This window comes from Bacillus sp. FAU20 (assembly GCF_056033865.1).
Window position 1 is genome coordinate 267,942 of record NZ_JBVYHY010000011.1, and the last position, 18,140, is coordinate 286,081.

An 18,140-nucleotide genomic window follows, 5' to 3' on the forward strand; every position below is an offset into this window, starting at 1 on the left:
TTGTTTTAAAAAATTGATAGATGCTCATTTTAACAGTTTGCTATAATTAAGGCTTTAGCATTTTTTTAATATGTAATATTGACTAAATGAAAAAGTTTCTTAATTGAAAGATAGCGCATAACATAAATTGATATATTGATTGCATAATCTAGGAGATCAGAGATATACTGTTATTTTTAATAGGAGTAATACATACATTACTATCCTCTATAAAATGGGAGCTCTTCAAAAAACTTTATTGAAGTTAGTTGAAGTGAAACCGACAATCTCCATAATTCAATGATGATATAAAATCATTGAATTATGGAAGTTGTCGGTTTTTTTTATGGGAAAAAACGATTCACTAAAAAGAGTGAATGAAAATTGAAATTTAAAAAATTATCTTAATTAAAAGGAATTTTTATAGGTTATTTTCGCTTAGAAGGGAGTATTTAACATGTTAATTTCGCTGAGTTCATCAACACTGTTAACATTATTTTTTATGGCGCTTAGTGCTTCTTGGCTAAGTGGATTATTGTTTTTAAATGCAAGGATGCCTTTACGTTTTGTTCATATCCATATTGGTATCGCTGCTTTGCCTTCATTGATTTCTTTACTCGCACTTGTTAATAACAATGGAGATAGAGTTGTAGGGCCTTGGCATCTAGATACTTTAGCTTGGTTAATGGCTTTCTTTGTTCTTACAATTGGTTTAATCATTCAGCGTTTTTCTGTACGTTACTTAATGGGAGACCGCTCATATCGAAAATACTTTGTACTTTTTACATTTACTACAGGTGTATCTTCGGTTGCATGGTTAAGTGATGATCTTCGCTTAATGCTCATTTTTTGGGGAGCAACGCTTATAGGATTGGTTCTACTCATAGGGCTAAATAAAGGGTGGAAAGTAGTTAGCGAAGCAACAAAAATCTCTGGCTATTTATTTACAATAAGTTGGATTGCGTTGCTATCAGCTATCATTTGGCTTTTTCAAGTAACAGGACAGTGGCAATTAACATCAGTTTTAACGAATGAAAATGTAGCGCTACATGGAACATTGGAGGGAACAGGAATTAACTTATTAATTATATTAACGGTAATGATTCCAGCAGCACAATGGCCTTTTCAAAGATGGTTAATTGAGTCTGCTGTTGCTCCAACTCCTGTTTCTGCTATTATGCATGCGGGTTTAGTAAATGCTGGTGGTATCATGTTAACTAGATTTTCGCCTCTTTTTCATGATGATATTGCACAAATCATTTTACTTATTTTCTCTAGTATTTCTGTCTTAATCGGAACAGGAATTAGTTTAGTCCAAGTTGATTATAAACGTCAGCTAGTAGGTTCAACTATTGCGCAAATGGGATTTATGCTTATTCAATGTGCATTAGGCGCCTATTTAGCGGCTGTTATTCATTTAATTTTACATGGTTTGTTTAAAGCTACACTGTTTTTACAAGCTGGTTCTTCAGTGCAACGTTTTGGGGTAGTGAATCAGTCTAATGAAAAAATGCCCAATTTATGGATTATATTCGGGCGTGTTTTAGGATTATTTATAGCAATTACTTTCTGGTTTATGACTTCTGGAGAGGGATATCAACTAGTTAGTGCGTTAATCTTAGGCTGGTCACTTTACTTTTCATGGAAACAGCTTGTTGTTTTTGGAGAGGGAAGAATGGGACGAATTGCTGGCTTAATTGTTTTGATTGGATTTTCTCTCATTTACTTTACTGTTCATAATTCTCTTTATAAATGGTTGCATACTGACATTTATCAAAGTGTTCAACCTTCAGTTCCAGCCGTTATCTTTGTTATATGTATTTTACTATTTAGTAGTGCTATTAGTACTTTCGTTACTCGTAATCAATCTTCTACTTTATTCGCTGTACTTTATCTTTGGTTAGTTCGAGTAGGTGAGGCGAGAAGAAAGTCAGTAGAAAGTCACCCAAGCTATCTGAAACATTATGTATCAAAGGGAGGTAATTCGTGATGAGCATAACGTCAATATTAAAGAAAAATACAAACATTGATATGCAAGAAAATAATATAAATGATTTAGTTGCATCTGCTAGCCGAGTGATTGCACCACTTTGGCCTATCTCTACGTTTGCAGCTCACCACCCTTGGATGGGACTTGAAAAGCAATCATTTGAACAAGTCGCAAATTGGTTAAAAGAAGCTCGTAATGTGGATATTTATCCTAGTGCCTCCATGATTCATTCGGCAAAAGCGAAAGGTGAGATTGAGGAATCATTTTTACAAAGTAGTTTGTCTCGTTGGCTGGATTCACAATCTTTTCATATTCCGCGAGAGAAAGCAGAGCGATTTTGCCAAGCAGCTTTAAAGTTAGAGAAATTACCTTCTAGTCTATTATCATCGCCAGAATTAAATAAACTGGCAGACGAAATGAGTTATATAAATACAGGGAGTATGAAAGCCTCTGTTATGCAGCCAATAAGTTCGCTTATAGAGAATCACAATAGTGAAAACCTATCTGATATTCTTAATTATCATATCATTAAATGGTGTAAATTATATCTTGATGACTCCGGATCAAGTTGGACGATGCCAAATCGAGAGAAAGGTTTTTATCGTGCATGGCAACACCTTATTAAATTTGATCCAGCGCTCAGTAAAAATGAGCGTAAAGTTTTAAAAGATTGGCCACAAGATGCCCAAGTAGCTTTAGCGAGAGCATTATTTGAACTAGGAATTTCTGAATCTAACATACAAGCTTACCTTGAAGGGCACTTACTTTCTTTGCCTGGGTGGGCAGGAATGATACGATGGCGCTCACAACAATCAATTCAGGAACAGGAACTCCTAATAGAATATTTAGCAGTTCGAATTTCTATGGAGCTGGCTATTGCAAAACCTTATTTACCTTTAAAACATCAAAAGGTTGAGAAAAAAGTTGCACTCGTCCCGCTTATAGCTTCTTGGATCTATTGGGGAGATATTTCAACACGGGAATGGTTACAAATGCCTGCTGCTGAACAAAGCGAATTGTTAGCATTTGCATATCGTTTTGATGAAAATATTCGCAGAAAACTTTGGCTCGAAGCTTGGGAACAGACGCATGCAGAGCAATTAAGGGAGAAGATTTCTTCTAAACAGCGTGTAACTAATGATAAAAAGCATGTATTAGCTCAATTAGCATTTTGTATTGATGTACGTTCAGAACCGTTTCGTCGCCACTTAGAAAAACTAGGTCCGTTTGAAACGTTTGGAATAGCTGGTTTCTTTGGATTACCAATTGCGACTAGTGAACTAGGTAGTAATGACAGCCATCCTTCTTTGCCAGTTATATTAAAACCGAAGCATCAAATAAAAGAGCTCACAGATGAAAACGAATTTAAATCTTATGAGCAACGTAAGAGGGTAGGCAGTTCGGTGCGTTATACATTTAAAACGATGAAACAGAACGTACTGACAAGTATGGCGCTACCTGAGTTAAGTGGTCCTTTACTTGGTCTACAGATGGTGACAAGAAGCTTTGTCCCAAGAGGAGTTGGTGGTTTCATTCGTAACCTTCGTAAAACTATGTTACAAAAACCTGATACAACATTCTCGCTTAATCATGTTCATGACACAAAGGGCGAGATACCTATCGGTTTTACGAAAGAAGAAAAAGTGAACTATGTGCGTCAAGCTTTAAAAATGGTGGGACTGACAGAAAAATTTGCTCCTTTAGTTGTAATGTGCGGACATAGTAGTCAAAGTACGAACAATCCTTATGCTGCAGCACTTGAGTGTGGTGCTTGTGGAGGAGCAGCAGGAGGATTCAATGCAAGAGTTTTCGCTACTTTATGTAATCTTCCAGAAGTAAGAGAGGCGTTGTCTGCTGAAGGCATTAAAATTCCTGAGGATACCATTTTTGCAGCAGCTGAACATAAAACAACAGTGGACGAATTGGAATGGATTTACGTCCCAGAACTTTCGAAAACTGCGCAAGAAGCATTTGATTGTATTGAGTCAATTATGCCAAATGTGAGCCAACATGCAAATAGAGAGCGTTTAATGCAATTACCTAATTTTAAAACGGAAATAAACAATCCTAGTAAAGAGGCACATCGATTTGCAGAAGATTGGAGTGAAATACGTCCAGAATGGGGATTAGCTCGTAATGCATCTTTTATTATCGGACAGCGTGAATTAACTCAAGATTGTGACTTAGAAGGCAGGGCTTTCCTTCATAATTATGATTGGAAACAGGATGAAAGTGGCGATATATTAGCTAACATTATTGCAGGACCAGGAACAGTTGCGCAGTGGATAAATCTACAATATTACGCATCAACTGTAGCTCCTCATTATTATGGTAGTGGAAATAAAACAACCCAAACCGTAACGGCGGGTCTCGGTGTTATGCAAGGGAATGCTAGTGACCTGTTGCCAGGCTTACCTTGGCAATCTGTTATGCAGTCAGATAGTGAGACGTATCATTCACCACTTCGTTTACTAATTGTCATTCAAGCACCTATTGAATATATAGAACGTTTGTTAAATAATGATTTCACATTTCGAGAAAAAGTTCAAAATGGATGGGTTAGACTTGCAAGTGTTGATCCAGAGGGACGCTGGAAAAACTGGTAACAATTATTATTGTTACTAGCTTAAAAGTTTCATAAATACAATAATGAAGAAGGAGTGCTCCATATGAATTCAAAGAATAAAAAAGTTTTATTATTAACAGACATTGAACACGGAATAGAGCCTAGTATCCAACAAGTAACTAACATTCACCAAGAAAACATGTTGACTATACACAGCTATGATTCTGTAATTGTACATCCTTATGGAGATATAATGAGATCTATTATTATTGCTATTTATCAAGAAAATGTTAAAGAAATTTTTGTTGTCGGAATAGAGGATAAAGAAACGTCTTCAGTTAATCTACAAACTCAACGTGATTTCATAAAAGATAATATAGAATTAGACTATCTCTTTAAAAATTGCATGCCTGAATTTTTAAGTGGTAGCCTTAATCAATGGCTGAGTGGACAAAAAAATGTTAGTGAAAATATTGAAAAGAGTATAGATATGATTCGTCATCATCCATTAGTACCTTCTGATATTGAAGTTCATGGTTTCATAATTGATAGAACGGGTGAAAAAGAAACGGTTGTTAAAGTTTCTGCTAATAAAGTAGTGAAACAAATGCATTCTTATGTGTAAGTTATCGATAGATAAGCAACTTTTATTTGGACTTGTGTCCTTTACAAAGAGCAAAAGAAATCTTCTATAAATGGAGATCTTTTGCTTTTTTTGTTTGGATTTTTAATGTGTTTTATACGAGACACTTAATACATAACAAAATAAAAATATATAAATTTTTGCATGAAAATTTAAATGCGGATTAGCAGGTGATAATAAAGTTAATCGTAAAATAGAAGTGTATATTGTGATTTATCCCGCTTTAACGGGCAGCCCTATTGGTGAGGGCTGATTAAAGTTTCACTTTATTTTAAGGTTATTATGAAAAAGAATGGAGATTCTTTTGTTATGAGAATAAAACAGTTAAAAACTAAAATGATATAAGAATAATTTTGATAAGAAGTATATAGTTAGAATGATTTGGAGATACAGATGGGGATATAACTATTTTATTTAGGATGGTGCACTTAAAATGGATTTACAGAAAGGGAAATTCTATTGGAACACAACTTTTTCTAATACACCTTCGTATCCTCGTTTGGACGAAGATATAAAATGTGACGTACTAATAATAGGAGCAGGAAGTTCAGGTGCTCAATCAGCATACTATTTGAGTGAATCAGATTTAAATATTGTTATCGTTGATAAAAGAAAGGTAGGACATGGAAGTAACCTTACAAATACAGCACTTATTCAATATTTAGGAGATAAGATGTTTTTTGAACTTGTAAATACATTTGGAGAAGAGTATGCAGTTAAGCATATGAAATTATGTGAACAAGCTATTAATGATATTGAATATGCTGATCAAAACTTGCCTTATTGCTCTGATTTTAAACGACGTGACAGTTTATATTATGCAAGTTATGAAGAGGATATAAAGAAATTAGAAAAAGAACTGTATTATTTACATAAGCATGATTTTAAAGCGACTTGGCTATCAGAGGAACAAATTGGACAGAGATATCCATTTAAAAAACGTGCAGCTATTTATACGTATAATGATGGTGAAATAAATCCTTATAAATTTACACATAGTTTATTAAAACAAGCTTCTAATAAAGGAGTTCAGATTTATGAAGATACAGAGATTGTTGGCAAAAAGTTAGAGAAAGAATGTGCTGTTTTTTATACAAAAGGGGGCAATTCTATTACTGCCAACAAAGTAATTGTGGCTGCAGGATATGAAGGTTTGGAATTTAAAAAGGAGAAGAACGCTACACTGATTAGCTCATATGCAATTGTGACTAATCCTGTGGAAGATTTATCTTCTTGGTATAAGCGTACTCTTATTTGGGAAACTGCGAGACCATATATTTATATGAGAACTACTGCAGATAACAGGATTATTATAGGTGGATTAGATGAAGATACAAACATTGCTCAAGAAAGAGATTCAAAATTAATTCATAAAAAAGAGAAATTAGTAAATGAATTTAATAAGCTCTTTCCAAATATAACAGTTGAACCTGAATTTTATTTAAGTGCTTTTTATGGTGGTACTCATGATGGTTTACCTATAATTGGAATGTATGAAGAGTTTCCAAATTGTCACTTTATCTATGCATATGGAGATAATGGATTAGTATATAGTATGGTACTTTCTAAAATTGTTCGAGATGTAATTATTAGCGGTTCAAGTCCGGATTTGAATTTATATTTACAAGCTAGACCAAAACTAAATGAGTAAGCTGCACGTATGCAAAATCATAGTATTTAGGGTACCATATAAAAAGCGCTATTTTAAATGCATTAGTTTAATGTGACTATTTGTTAAATCCATTCATCTTACTAAGTTCTGTTATTTGTATAATCCATTCTTTTTTTAGGTAGGGTAGAGTTGCTTGGATATTATGATATTCCCATTCTTCCTCAATGGTAGGATAAAGGTTAAATAAGTATTTTTCTTCATCATTTGTTACACTTGCTTTAGGATTGCCACTAAGTTTAAAATAAATGTCGCACCATCCGCTATAGTTTGTTAACATAAATAAAAAATTAGGACATGTGAATTCGATGAGGTATATTTCTTTCTCTAATTGAATATCTGATAGTAATTCCCTTGCAGTTTCAAAAGTAGGCTTCTTTTGGTAACCATTGCATGAATGCCATGCCCAAATGGGTAAATCTATAATAAAGTTAATACTATTCTGTTTCATATGTCTTACAATGTATTTATATGCTGTGATATCGTCTTTACTAACAAACATAGGATTGGCTATAAGCTTATCTTCATTCAAAAGTGTATTTATAGCATTTTGGTTTTGAAAAGTCCATAGGATTGTTGAATCAATAAATGTATTTAAGTTTGATTGTGTATCAAATTGTTTTCTCATCTTTCGCTCCATTTTCTTTTTTATTTTGCAGAATTAAGAATAAATATGACTAATCGTACAATAAGAAATACCTATGCTAGATACAATTGTAAATGCTTATTTAAAGTAACAGCAAGGAATAACCTTTTTATATAGAGTGTACAATACATGCAAAACAGGATTAAAGAAGATTTTAAATATAATATGAAATAGTACAAAATAAGAATTTGATATATCTTTTATATATAAACTATTAATTGAAGTTTGTAATTACACATTATAGTTAGTGTACTAACTATATAATTAGTGTGCTAACTATATTGGAGGTTATATGAATAATTTAGGCTATTTATTACACAAGGTAAGTATAATGACGAAAACAGAATTATCAAATCAATTAAAAGAATATAAAATAACAGCTCAGCAATGGTCTGTGTTAAAGGATATATCTCTTTATCCAAATGGAACCACCCCGGCTATGATTGCTGAAAGGCTCTTAGCAGACCGTCCAACAGTAACCGGAATTATACAAAGATTATTGCAAAAAGAATGGATTCTTATAAAACATAATCCTAAAGATAAACGGTCACATTTAATATTTTTAACAGATGAAACTAAGGCATTAATACAGGAGATAGAAAATGTAAGCGATGAAGTTATAAAAAATGCTACAGCTAGTATTCCTAAAGAGGAAGTAGAAAATACAGTTCGAGTTTTGCAAAGTATGATTCAAAATTTACAAAAAAATAAAGGGTGATTAAAATGATTTTAGTAACAGGTGCTACAGGGAATGTAGGAAAAGAGGTTGTAAAATGCCTAATAAAAAGAAATGCTACTTTCAAAGTCACAACGCGCAGTAGAGAAACTGAAGGAGTGTATTTTGATTTTGAAAACCCCTCATCTGTAAAGGTGGCTTTAACAGGTGTTACTAAAGTCTTTCTAATAAGACCACCACATCTAGCTGATGCAAAAAAGTATTTCCAGCCTGTTGTAGATGCTGCAAAAGAAATAGGTATAAAACACATTGTATTTTTATCTTTATTAGGTGTAGAAAAAAATCCGATAGTACCTCATGCTAAAATTGAAGCTATGATAAAGTCTTCTGGGATCCCTTACACATTCCTAAGACCGAGTTTTTTTATGCAAAATTTATTATCACAACATGGTGATGAATTAAGAAATGAAAAAATAATTGAAGTACCTGCTGGTAAAGGGGAAACAAGTTTTATAGATGTACGGGATATTGGAGAAGTTGCAGCTAAAATATTAACCGAAGAGGGACATTAATTTAAAGCCTATTCTTTAACGGGAAATGAGGCATTAACATATTATGAAGTTGCTGCTATTATTTCAAAAATAATAAATAAAGATATTACTTATACAAATCCAAGTATATTTAAATTTAGAAAAAGAATGATTCAAAAGGGACTTAACAGTGACTTTATTTGGGTTATGATTGGAATATATACAACTGCAAAATTAGGGTTAGCTAAAAAAGTCACATCAGATTTATCGAATTTACTAGATAGAAGTCCAATAACCATGGAAACGTTTGTTTATGATTACAAAGAATTATTAATATAATAATGCAAAAGCAAAAAAGAAGATTATTCACATAAAGAATCTATTATGTTTTAAGAGTAAGAAAGGATAGCCATGCAAAATAAAATTATCGTTATGTTTCAAAAAGATTTTCGCTTATATGATAACCCAGCTCTATTTGAAGCTGTTCAGTCTGGTGAAGGTTCTTCCTATATATATACAAGATGAAACTTTTTCAATAGGAAGTGCGGCAAAGTGGTGGTTGCACCATGCTATAATAGATATAAAGAAGCAACTTGAGGCATTGGGTTCTACTTTAATAATCCGCAAAGGAAATACACAGGAAGAAATACTTTCTCTCATAAAACAATTAGATATAACGGCTGTATATTGGAATAGTTGTTATGATCCAGACAGGTTAAAATCTAATCAAAAAATGAAAATGATATTAGAAGATAAAGGTATTATTTGTAAGGAATTTAATTCGCATTTATTATTAGAACCGTGGATTATAAAAAAGAAGGATAACACTGAATATAAGGTGTTTACACCTTTTTACAATGCATTTCAAAAGCAGGTAATACCTAAACCTACTAGCAAAGTGCAGAGTATAAAGTGGGGAAGCTCTTTACCAGCAAGCTTATCTGTTTCAGAATTACACTTGTTGCCGACTATACCGTGGACATCTCATATGGAAGCAATATGGGATCCGACAGAAGAAGGGGCATATAAAGTATTTAAGAAATTTTTCTCTAGCAAATTAGCCTTTTATAGTGAAGAAAGAGATTTTCCAAATCAAAATGCTCATTCGATGTTGGCGCCATATCTTTCATTTGGCCAAATATCAGTGAAGTTAATGTATCACTACTTAATAAATAAAAGTACCGAAAGACAATGTAGTCTTTTTGAAAAACAAGTGATTAGTTTTATACGCCAATTAATTTGGAGAGAGTTTTCTTATTATTTGCTATATCACTATCCGTTTACAGTATATAAACCTCTTAATAAAAACTTTGAACATTTTCCATGGAATAAGGAAGAGGAGTTATTAAGAGTATGGCAGAAAGGTGAAACTGGTTATCCGTTTATTGATGCGGGAATGCGGGAGCTTTGGCAAACAGGTTTTATGCATAATCGGGCAAGAATGGCTGTAGCCTCTTTTCTTGTAAAGCATTTGTTAATTTCGTGGCAGGAAGGAGCAAAATGGTTTATGGATACACTACTAGATGCGGATATTGCAAATAATACAATGGGATGGCAATGGGTTGCTGGAAGTGGAGCAGATGCATCACCGTACTTTCGTATTTTTAATCCTATCACACAAGGAGAAAAGTTTGATAAAAATGGAGAGTATATAAGAAAATGGGTACCAGAATTAAGAGATATGCCGAGTAAGTATATACATAAACCTTGGGAAGCACCTGAGCATATTTTGCAAAAAGCCAATATAAAACTTGGTCATACATATCCTTTGCCAGTTGTTGATCATAAGGCAGCACGGGAGAGAGCACTTTGTGCATATAAAAGTATGAAAGAACTTGTATAAAATAAATGAATCAATATAAATTTCATATGTAAAGGTTACAATGCAAAGTATAGGAATGTCTATTTACACATTAAAGTTTTATTCATTGAAAGAGCACACGAATCAAATAGAGTTTCTAAAACCTTCTATTAAAAAAGGAGAATGTTTATGAAAAAATCTAGTATTATAGTATTTTTACTAACATATGGTTTGTTTTATGTTTCTAGTATTTTATTTCCTATTGATCGTGCTTGGTATGATGCGTTAGAAAAGCCGTCTTGGACACCTCCTGGTATGACAATCGGCATAGTTTGGGCTGTATTATATGGACTCATTGCATTATCAGTTGCAATTATTTACAACAAATATGGATTTAAGCCAAAAACATTTTGGTTTATATTCCTTTTAAATTATATGTGCAATCAAGCGTTCAGCTATTTTCAATTCAGTCAAAAGAATTTGTTTTTAGCAACAGTAGATTGTTTACTTGTCGCTATTACTACGTTACTTCTCATAGCGGTTTCTTCCAAATTATCTAAAGTATCGACATGGTTGCTAATTCCGTATTTTTTATGGTCTGCATTTGCTACATATTTATCTTGGACAATTTATAGTATAAATTAAAGACGGAACTAAAAACTTGAGCATAATAAAAATGCTCGAGTTTTTATGTGTGTTAATGATAATCTAAAATATGGAATATATACATCTTAGGGAGGTCATCCTTGTGAAGAAATGGATAAAAATTACGCTGTACTCTTTACTAGCTATTTTAATTATAGGAAGTATTACTTTTTTGACTTGGTCTCAGTTTACTTATAAACCGACGAAAGAGGCTTTGTCGTTAGTAGATGATAAAAAAGATGAAGATCATATCGTTTTTGGAGCGAAAGATGCGAAAGTAGGGGTTATTTTTTATCAAGGAGCTAAAGTAGAAGCTGAGGCTTATAGTTACTTAGGAGAAGCTCTTGCAAAAAATGGGCACTTTGTAGTAATGCCTAAGTTACCATTAAATTTAGCGATACTTGGAATAAATGAGGTAGACAGTGTAATTGAAAAGTATCCGGAAGTTCAAAAATGGTATGTTGCAGGGCATTCAATGGGAGGAGCTATGATTTCTAAGTATGCCTTCCAACATGAAGACAAGGTAGACGGGATCATTTTCTTAGGTTCGTATCCTGCAGATGACTTTTCTACAAAATCGATTCCAATGTTATCAATTTATGGGGAAGTAGATGCTTTAGCAACTGTAGAAAAAATAGAGAACAATAAAAAGTTAATGTCGAAAAATAAAACTATGCACATGATAAAAGGGGGCAATCATGCTCATTTTGGCATGTATGGTGAGCAAAAAGGTGATAATGCTAGTTTAATTACGTCAAAAGCACAACGAGATGAAACAGTGAAAGTAATTGAAGAATGGTTATTGAAACAATGATAACAAATTTAATAAATCTACCGAAAGAATTTTCCCGACGGTAGATGGGAGAGTATAATAAAGAGCCAAAACGTACGAATTGGCTCTTTTATTTATTTGCTATCTCCAATTGTCCCCTTATTTTCTCCGGAATATCCTCTTTAGAAATAATATCGTAAGAATACACATACTTTCCTTTCACATGAATTTTTAAGTAAGTTTTTCTTATAAAATCATTAGGGGTGCTAGTTCCTACTGTATATTTTTTCTCATTCCCTGATTCATCAACACCTTTTATGGTGTACATAGCTCGTCCTTTATGATGATAATCTGGAACACCATATCCTTTCGCAACGGCGTATACATTTTTTTCTTCAGCAATCGGATTAAATCTGTCTAAATCCCCGCGTAATATGAAAGGTAGTAAGTATATAGGGAGGCCTATTCCTAATATGCAAATTACAAATTTTCTCATTATCGTTTCTCCTCTTGTTCATTTACATCATTCAGTATAGAAAAAAATTCTTATAAATATAGAGGGAAATTCCTTAAAGTTTTTTTAATAAAGTTTCACCTTGTGAAAAAAACTAAATAGAGCATTAAGCTTACGGAATGAATAACCAAATAACTTGTTTTCTTTATTTTTTGATATTTCTTAAGAACCTATCAAGAAATAAGTGAGTTTTAGTATTTAGAATAAATGTATCTTACAGTAATAAGAGAATTATCTAAATAAATGATAGTGAGAACAATTAAAGAAAACATCTAGTGGGGTGCTTTTTTCTTTTGAAACAGAGAATCTCATGGGTCGGTTACATGTAATTTAGTGCTGTGCTTCTAAGTCCTTGGAAAATTCAATGATAAAAAAGAGGGGGAAGGCATTTTTTATTGAAGTTTGTTAATGATAGATTTTTAATTAGTTAGGGGGGATCGTAAAATAGATTATTAATCTCTTTGATAATTTTTATTTTCCTTATAGTTGGCATACTGTATTAGAAATTTTAAATTTTGAAAGGAGAATCAATAAGTATGGGTAAGAAAAGAAGAATAAGTAATAAGTTATTACTTGTCGGTGCAATTTTTACAATAGCAATTCCCTCAGTTTCATATGCGGAGGAAGTAATTTCACCTGAAAATTTTAAGAGTTCTTCAAATTTGTATGAGGGACGGAATACGACAGTATTGAAAACAAGCTTATATCCTGATACATATAATTATCCGTTTAACCAACAATTTATTTCGAAATTAAAGGAAGCAAACACAACTATAAAAAAAGTAGACAAAAGAGATGATGAAAATCCTATTATATCTACTACTCTTTCATTTATTCGCCATATGAATAGTGAAGATTATAAATCTGCATTTGATTTAACCTCAAGGTCATTACAGAAAATAATATCCAAAGAATGGCTGAAGAGCTATTGGGAGGGACTCCCAGTGCAATTACAAGCAGGTTCTTTTATAGAAATTGGAGAGGTTACACAAAAAGAGACAAATCCTGTTCATACAAATGTGGAGATTCAATTAGTTTTTGAAAAAATGACTGTACCTTTACTAATTAAACTAGATCCATCTGGAAAAATAGACGATTTTCAACTCAGCATGTCGTTTAGTCCTGTTGCAGAGCGTCCATCATATAGTAAGCCTGAATCATTTGTTGATAAAGAAGTAGTAGTTGGAAGTGGTGCATTTCCATTACCAGGAACATTGTCGGTTCCAAAAGGAAATGGTCCTTTTCCAGCGGTTATTCTTGTTCAAGGATCAGGAGCAACTGATCAGGATGAAACAGCGTTTGCTTTAAAACCATTTCGCGATTTAGCTGAAGGTCTTGCATCGAAGGGAATTGCTGTCCTTCGCTATAATAAACGAACGTATGAACATGGGTTGAAAACACAATTCAGTCCCTTTTATACAGTTGATAAAGAGACAACAGATGATGCTCTTCTTGTAACTCAATTTCTTAAAAATGAGCCTCTAATAAATAAGAATCAAATATATATTCTTGGTCATAGTCAAGGTGGAATGATGCTTCCGAAAATGATTGAAAAAGACCAAAATAAAAATATTGCTGGAGCAATTGTAATGGGAGGGCCAGCTCGTACAATCCAAGACGTTGTTTTAGATCAATTTGAGTATCTTTTTTCTATTGGAGCAATGAACCTGGATCAATATAAATTCTACAAATCGCAATTTGAATTATTAAATGATCCCAATTTCTCTGGGCAGAATCCCCCAAAAGATTTTTACTTAGGATCAGCAGTATTTTGGGATTCTATTCGGAAAATTAAAGCAGCAGAAATGTCAAAAGAACAAAAGACACCACTTCTTATTATTCAAGGAGAAAGAGACTATCAAGTTCAATCAAAAATCGAAATTCCTCTTTGGAAAGAACAATTAAAAGAACGAGATAACGTTGATTATCAGCTATATCCAAAGTTAAATCATTTCTTTACAGAAGGTGATGGAGAAATAAGTAAACCAGATGAATATTATAGTCCTGCTAATATTCCTGAGTATGTTATAAATGATATTGCTGCTTGGGTGCAAGGAAAATCGCAATTAAATTAGTAACTATATGTTTTAATAAAGACTTTCTTTCTGTCATCAAACTAGAAACATTATTAGATTATATGTTTTTTAGCACTCTTTTTAAAAGAGTGTTTTTTTATTTTCCTTTGATTTAATTAACGAAAAAAAATATGTTGTACTCCTTTTGTAACGTTTTTTAAATAGAAATTTTCTATAAAACAATGGGCTTACCTTCCAAACAAAGCGTTATTTGTAACACTGTTATCAAAGCAAAGTGTTCGTGACATTTCTATGATATTCAAAAGCATTAATAACCTATTGTATGAAGTTTTTTGAAAATTTAGGTTTAACATCTTTAAAATAGGTGTATTACATATTACATAACAACTAAATAAAAAAATCTAAAGGAGGAAAGATACCATGTATAAGAATGAAAGAAAACCGGTGGTTTATGAATATCAAAATGAACAGGAAGTAGTTATGAAAGTAAAAGAGCTAGAATTGCAAGGGATTCACCAAGATGACATTTACGTCTTAACACATGAAAAACATATAACAAAAAAGATTGCAGATGATACAAACACAAATACGATTGGAGTAAAAGAACAAGGATTGGGCACAAGTATTATCAATTTTTTCTCCAAAAAAGGAGACGAACTTCGAAATCAAATGGAAGAAATGGGGTTGTCGAAGGAGGAAGCTAATTTATATGAAGAAAAATTAGATCAAGGGAAGATTTTACTCCTAGTAACAGCTGAAACACCAACGGCGAGTGATAGGCAGCTGCAAAACTATCATTCTCTCTAATAGCTTGCAACATCTGATAAATAGATAAGTTAATTGTTTTAGGTTGTAGCATGGAAGAAAATAAAAGTAGAGAAGGGTGAGAAAAATGAAACATACAATATTTAAGTATGCTGTGATTGGGATTACGACCGGAGTCATAGTCTCCCTATTAAAAAAAGAAAATCGGAAAGCTATACAAACAAAAGGAAAAAGCATAAAAGAAAAACTACAAGAAGGAAACATAAAGGAAACATTAGAGAAGGTAACTGAGACAAGTAAACAATTCTCTGCAACTGCAGCTAATGTTGCAAAACAATCATTACCACAATTGCTTACAGCCACACCAGTTGTCATTTCTACCATTAAAGACTTAACAGAGAACGAAAATAACAAAAAGAAAACAGATGAAAAGGATTACGAAATAAATGAAAATAGTAAGAACTTAGATGGGGAAAAAACGAAAAATGAAAAGAAATATGTGAAAGAAGGGAAAGAAGAGAGTGCCTAGATGTAACTCTAAAAATAGAAAGTGAGGAAAAAAGTATGAAATCTCTGTATGCAATTGATGTAGGAATTGGCTTTACCAAAAGGGCATATCGACAGGATGTAGATTCTGAGATGACGATCAAGAGTGAAGCTTCCACACTAGCCCCTGTACCTAATCATGCTGAAAGTGAAGATTTAACAAAGGTAAGTTTTATAGACTTAGATTTTGCATACTATATGGGAAATGAAGCACATCAATCTGACGCTTCGTTTCTTCCTCCATTTGACGAAGAAATAGAAAATTATTATGAAAGCGAACGATTTAAACAACAAATATTTGGTTGCATTGCAAAGGATTATAAAGAAAATGTCGTGTTACCTCTAGTTGTTACCGGGCTTCCCATCACTTGTTTTGGTAGTCAGCAGGAGCAATTACAACGTGCACTAAAAAAAGAAACTTCCGTGCAAATTGATGGGAAATTTATTAATATTACGGTGGAAAATGCTTTGATTCTTCAGCAACCGGTCGCTTTACATGCCTATTTCTTAAAAGAGGGAATCATTCAGGAACGAGATCGCATCTTAATTATTGATGGCGGATTTCGTACATTAGAAATGACAGATATGAAACAGAATCTCATTTTAAATCATTATGAGACGGAACTAGGATGTAGCAAGCCTTTGAAAAATATTAAGAATATCGTGCAGAATCATACGGATGAAAGTAATCAATTGCATATTAACGACATGCCAAACATATTAGAAAAAGGATATGAATGTCGAGAAGAAAATCATGAGACAAGTCAGGTTCATACTTTGATTCAAAAAGAGTTGGATGCACATTTCCAAGACGTCATGCGTGTATTACAAGAACAATTTAAGTTAGAACAGTATGATACTATTATTTGGACAGGAGGAATAGTAGATCTCCACAAAAAACGAATTGAAAAAATGCAAGGTGAAATTTCTTCTTTCCGTATGGTAGACGCTTCGAAAGAGGCTGCACTTCATGGATACTACATTATTGGGAGTCAAGTATTTGAAGACATCACAAATCAATCTGCATATGAATCCAAATTATAATAACGACTGAAATGGAGTTCGTTGAATAGACGTGCCAAATTATGTAGCTTCTTTTCCACATATAATAAATTATTTATAAGAAAAGATAAAAAGTGCTTGTATAGAGGAAATGTTTAAAATTGAGAATAAAAATAACTAATATATAGGGGGTCTTTCTTTTAAAAGAATAAGACCTCCTATGCCATTTATTATCTAAACACTTTTCCTCCAAGATATGAATACCTACATACAAATTTCATATTACGGATATGATTCGATCAAACATAAAACTATTTAGAAAGGAAGAATAATATGGAATGCATAAAAATGACGAAATGGAGTTGGTATCATGTGAAAACTAGTGAGCTTGAAAAACTTTCTTCTATAATCCCTCGTGATATAACATCTTATTTCTCTCAATTTGTAAAGAAAATAAGTTCTCCTTGTGAAAATGGATTATATGTTTATACGTTATCACCAAGTCAAACTTGTGTATATGGTTCGTTTTTATATGATCAAGATAAAAAGGAGGCCAAAATTCAAAAATTTCTTCATTATTTCGTAGCTCATGGAATACTGATAACAGTTCAGGAAAAAGAGGAAGAGGACTTCCAAAAATTAATACATAATTTCCCTATGGGTACAAAAAATTGTAACACTTCCGCTGAAGGATTATGTGCTATCTTATCAATGTTTATATCTCATTATTTGCGAAAGGTTGACTATTTTGAAAACAATTTCAGAAATGTATTATGGGATTTTTATCATCATAATAACATAGCAGTTTTAGAAAGGATTTATCATATTCGTCATGAATTATTTATGAACACACATGTGTTTCGCTTAATACAAGAAGTGTTACAAGGATTGGAGGAAGCTTGGTTAGAAAAACTAACAAGCACCCTTTGTTATAAACAAACACACGTAAAATTAGAGCGTGGATTACAACTTGTTAAAGAGTACCAAGAAGAATTAGACACGATGATTCATTTACAAGAAGTTGTTTCTTCTCATCGTGGGAATGAAATTATGAAAGCTCTTACTGTATTAACTGCTGTGAGTACGCCTTTGACAGCCTTAGGAGCATTATGGGGTATGAATTTTAAATACATGCCTGAACTAGAATGGAAATATAGCTATTTAATCGCTCTCTTATTTATTATTTTCACAACAGGGGGTATGTATTTGTATATGCGGGTAAAAGGATGGACAGGTGATTTATTACGAGTAAAGAAAAAAAAATCTTTTTTTAAATCAAATTAATCTTGTTTTATAAAACATATGATAGATATATGGTTAGTAATATTTATTAATTGGGGTAGTGCCATATCCTCACCAA

General features: G+C 32.6%; 14 protein-coding genes and 3 pseudogenes. 14 read left to right on the top strand and 3 right to left on the bottom strand.

From position 1 onward, the window contains the following. Positions 1-436 precede the first annotated feature (436 nt). The 4 genes from AC0OM3_RS09765 (at position 437) to AC0OM3_RS09780 (ending at position 6,829) form a co-directional block, all read left to right on the top strand. Positions 437-1,969: an NADH dehydrogenase subunit 5 gene (locus AC0OM3_RS09765; protein WP_474211598.1), complete on the top strand. Its 1,533-nt coding sequence runs from the start codon at positions 437-439 to the stop codon at positions 1,967-1,969. Further along, positions 1,969-4,575 carry a DUF2309 domain-containing protein gene (locus AC0OM3_RS09770; protein WP_474211600.1) on the top strand — a complete coding sequence of 869 codons (2,607 nt, stop codon included), beginning with the start codon at positions 1,969-1,971 and terminating at the stop codon, positions 4,573-4,575. The genes AC0OM3_RS09765 and AC0OM3_RS09770 overlap by 1 nt, the downstream gene beginning before the upstream one ends. A 63-nt stretch (positions 4,576-4,638) precedes the next feature. After that, on the top strand, positions 4,639-5,160 hold the full coding sequence (locus tag AC0OM3_RS09775; RefSeq protein WP_001086240.1) for a carbonic anhydrase: 522 nt from the start codon (positions 4,639-4,641) through the stop codon (positions 5,158-5,160). A 451-nt stretch (positions 5,161-5,611) separates the two neighbouring features. After that, positions 5,612-6,829 (top strand): NAD(P)/FAD-dependent oxidoreductase, encoded by a 1,218-nt coding sequence (locus AC0OM3_RS09780; protein ID WP_208905662.1) that lies wholly within the window; start codon positions 5,612-5,614, stop codon positions 6,827-6,829. 76 nt (positions 6,830-6,905) lie between these two features. Here AC0OM3_RS09780 and AC0OM3_RS09785 read toward each other — a convergent pair whose 3' ends face one another. Continuing rightward, a complete protein-coding gene (locus AC0OM3_RS09785) occupies positions 6,906-7,475 on the bottom strand; it encodes a DUF3841 domain-containing protein (RefSeq protein WP_208905661.1) in 570 nt (189 codons plus the stop codon). Positions 7,476-7,785: 310 nt separating this feature from the next. On the opposite strand from AC0OM3_RS09785, the gene AC0OM3_RS09790 reads away from it, so the two are divergent. The 5 genes and pseudogenes from AC0OM3_RS09790 to AC0OM3_RS09810 all read left to right on the top strand — a co-directional run bounded on the left by AC0OM3_RS09790 (position 7,786) and on the right by AC0OM3_RS09810 (position 11,959). Continuing rightward, on the top strand, positions 7,786-8,211 hold the full coding sequence (locus AC0OM3_RS09790) for a MarR family winged helix-turn-helix transcriptional regulator (protein ID WP_001061039.1): 426 nt from the start codon (positions 7,786-7,788) through the stop codon (positions 8,209-8,211). Positions 8,212-8,216: 5 nt separating this feature from the next. Continuing rightward, positions 8,217-9,038, top strand: a pseudogene (locus tag AC0OM3_RS09795) (SDR family oxidoreductase). A gap of 72 nt (positions 9,039-9,110) precedes the next feature. Continuing rightward, positions 9,111-10,542 (top strand): annotated as a pseudogene (locus tag AC0OM3_RS09800) (cryptochrome/photolyase family protein). A gap of 147 nt (positions 10,543-10,689) precedes the next feature. After that, on the top strand, positions 10,690-11,145 hold the full coding sequence (locus AC0OM3_RS09805) for a TspO/MBR family protein (protein WP_000749728.1): 456 nt from the start codon (positions 10,690-10,692) through the stop codon (positions 11,143-11,145). A gap of 103 nt (positions 11,146-11,248) precedes the next feature. Next, positions 11,249-11,959: an alpha/beta hydrolase gene (locus AC0OM3_RS09810; protein WP_061884352.1), complete on the top strand. Its 711-nt coding sequence runs from the start codon at positions 11,249-11,251 to the stop codon at positions 11,957-11,959. An 88-nt stretch (positions 11,960-12,047) separates the two neighbouring features. Here the strand turns inward: AC0OM3_RS09810 and AC0OM3_RS09815 are convergent, their stop codons facing one another. After that, a complete protein-coding gene (locus AC0OM3_RS09815; RefSeq protein ID WP_061884351.1) occupies positions 12,048-12,413 on the bottom strand; it encodes a YxeA family protein in 366 nt (121 codons plus the stop codon). Positions 12,414-12,967: 554 nt separating this feature from the next. Here AC0OM3_RS09815 and AC0OM3_RS09820 point away from each other — a divergent pair. Next, a complete protein-coding gene (locus AC0OM3_RS09820) occupies positions 12,968-14,506 on the top strand; it encodes an alpha/beta hydrolase (protein WP_000516855.1) in 1,539 nt (512 codons plus the stop codon). Between the two features lie 116 nt (positions 14,507-14,622). Here AC0OM3_RS09820 and AC0OM3_RS09825 read toward each other — a convergent pair. Beyond that, positions 14,623-14,775, bottom strand: a pseudogene (locus tag AC0OM3_RS09825) (acyl dehydratase). Between the two features lie 112 nt (positions 14,776-14,887). Here AC0OM3_RS09825 and AC0OM3_RS09830 point away from each other — a divergent pair. The 4 genes from AC0OM3_RS09830 to AC0OM3_RS09845 all read left to right on the top strand — a co-directional run bounded on the left by AC0OM3_RS09830 (position 14,888) and on the right by AC0OM3_RS09845 (position 18,064). Then, positions 14,888-15,274: a YflT domain-containing protein gene (locus AC0OM3_RS09830; protein WP_000277579.1), complete on the top strand. Its 387-nt coding sequence runs from the start codon at positions 14,888-14,890 to the stop codon at positions 15,272-15,274. An 85-nt stretch (positions 15,275-15,359) separates the two neighbouring features. Further along, entirely contained in the window at positions 15,360-15,761 is a 402-nt protein-coding gene (locus AC0OM3_RS09835; RefSeq protein WP_000683207.1) for a hypothetical protein, read from the top strand. Between the two features lie 35 nt (positions 15,762-15,796). Beyond that, positions 15,797-16,822 (top strand): ParM/StbA family protein, encoded by a 1,026-nt coding sequence (locus AC0OM3_RS09840; protein WP_000839438.1) that lies wholly within the window; start codon positions 15,797-15,799, stop codon positions 16,820-16,822. Between the two features lie 291 nt (positions 16,823-17,113). Continuing rightward, on the top strand, positions 17,114-18,064 hold the full coding sequence (locus AC0OM3_RS09845; RefSeq protein ID WP_000388920.1) for a magnesium transporter CorA family protein: 951 nt from the start codon (positions 17,114-17,116) through the stop codon (positions 18,062-18,064). The last annotated feature ends 76 nt before the right edge of the window (positions 18,065-18,140 follow it).

What these genes read in the sequence shown, in the direction of transcription:
- AC0OM3_RS09840 (WP_000839438.1), top strand. Translation starts at nt 15,797, where the DNA reads ATGAAATCTCTGTATGCAATTGATGTAGGAATTGGCTTTACCAAAAGG.
- AC0OM3_RS09780 (WP_208905662.1), top strand. Translation starts at nt 5,612, where the DNA reads ATGGATTTACAGAAAGGGAAATTCTATTGGAACACAACTTTTTCTAAT.
- AC0OM3_RS09805 (WP_000749728.1), top strand. Translation starts at nt 10,690, where the DNA reads ATGAAAAAATCTAGTATTATAGTATTTTTACTAACATATGGTTTGTTT.
- AC0OM3_RS09830 (WP_000277579.1), top strand. Translation starts at nt 14,888, where the DNA reads ATGTATAAGAATGAAAGAAAACCGGTGGTTTATGAATATCAAAATGAA.
- AC0OM3_RS09775 (WP_001086240.1), top strand. Translation starts at nt 4,639, where the DNA reads ATGAATTCAAAGAATAAAAAAGTTTTATTATTAACAGACATTGAACAC.
- AC0OM3_RS09785 (WP_208905661.1), bottom strand. Translation starts at nt 7,475, where the DNA reads ATGAGAAAACAATTTGATACACAATCAAACTTAAATACATTTATTGAT.
- AC0OM3_RS09835 (WP_000683207.1), top strand. Translation starts at nt 15,360, where the DNA reads ATGAAACATACAATATTTAAGTATGCTGTGATTGGGATTACGACCGGA.
- AC0OM3_RS09770 (WP_474211600.1), top strand. Translation starts at nt 1,969, where the DNA reads ATGAGCATAACGTCAATATTAAAGAAAAATACAAACATTGATATGCAA.
- AC0OM3_RS09845 (WP_000388920.1), top strand. Translation starts at nt 17,114, where the DNA reads ATGGAATGCATAAAAATGACGAAATGGAGTTGGTATCATGTGAAAACT.
- AC0OM3_RS09815 (WP_061884351.1), bottom strand. Translation starts at nt 12,413, where the DNA reads ATGAGAAAATTTGTAATTTGCATATTAGGAATAGGCCTCCCTATATAC.
- AC0OM3_RS09765 (WP_474211598.1), top strand. Translation starts at nt 437, where the DNA reads ATGTTAATTTCGCTGAGTTCATCAACACTGTTAACATTATTTTTTATG.
- AC0OM3_RS09820 (WP_000516855.1), top strand. Translation starts at nt 12,968, where the DNA reads ATGGGTAAGAAAAGAAGAATAAGTAATAAGTTATTACTTGTCGGTGCA.
- AC0OM3_RS09790 (WP_001061039.1), top strand. Translation starts at nt 7,786, where the DNA reads ATGAATAATTTAGGCTATTTATTACACAAGGTAAGTATAATGACGAAA.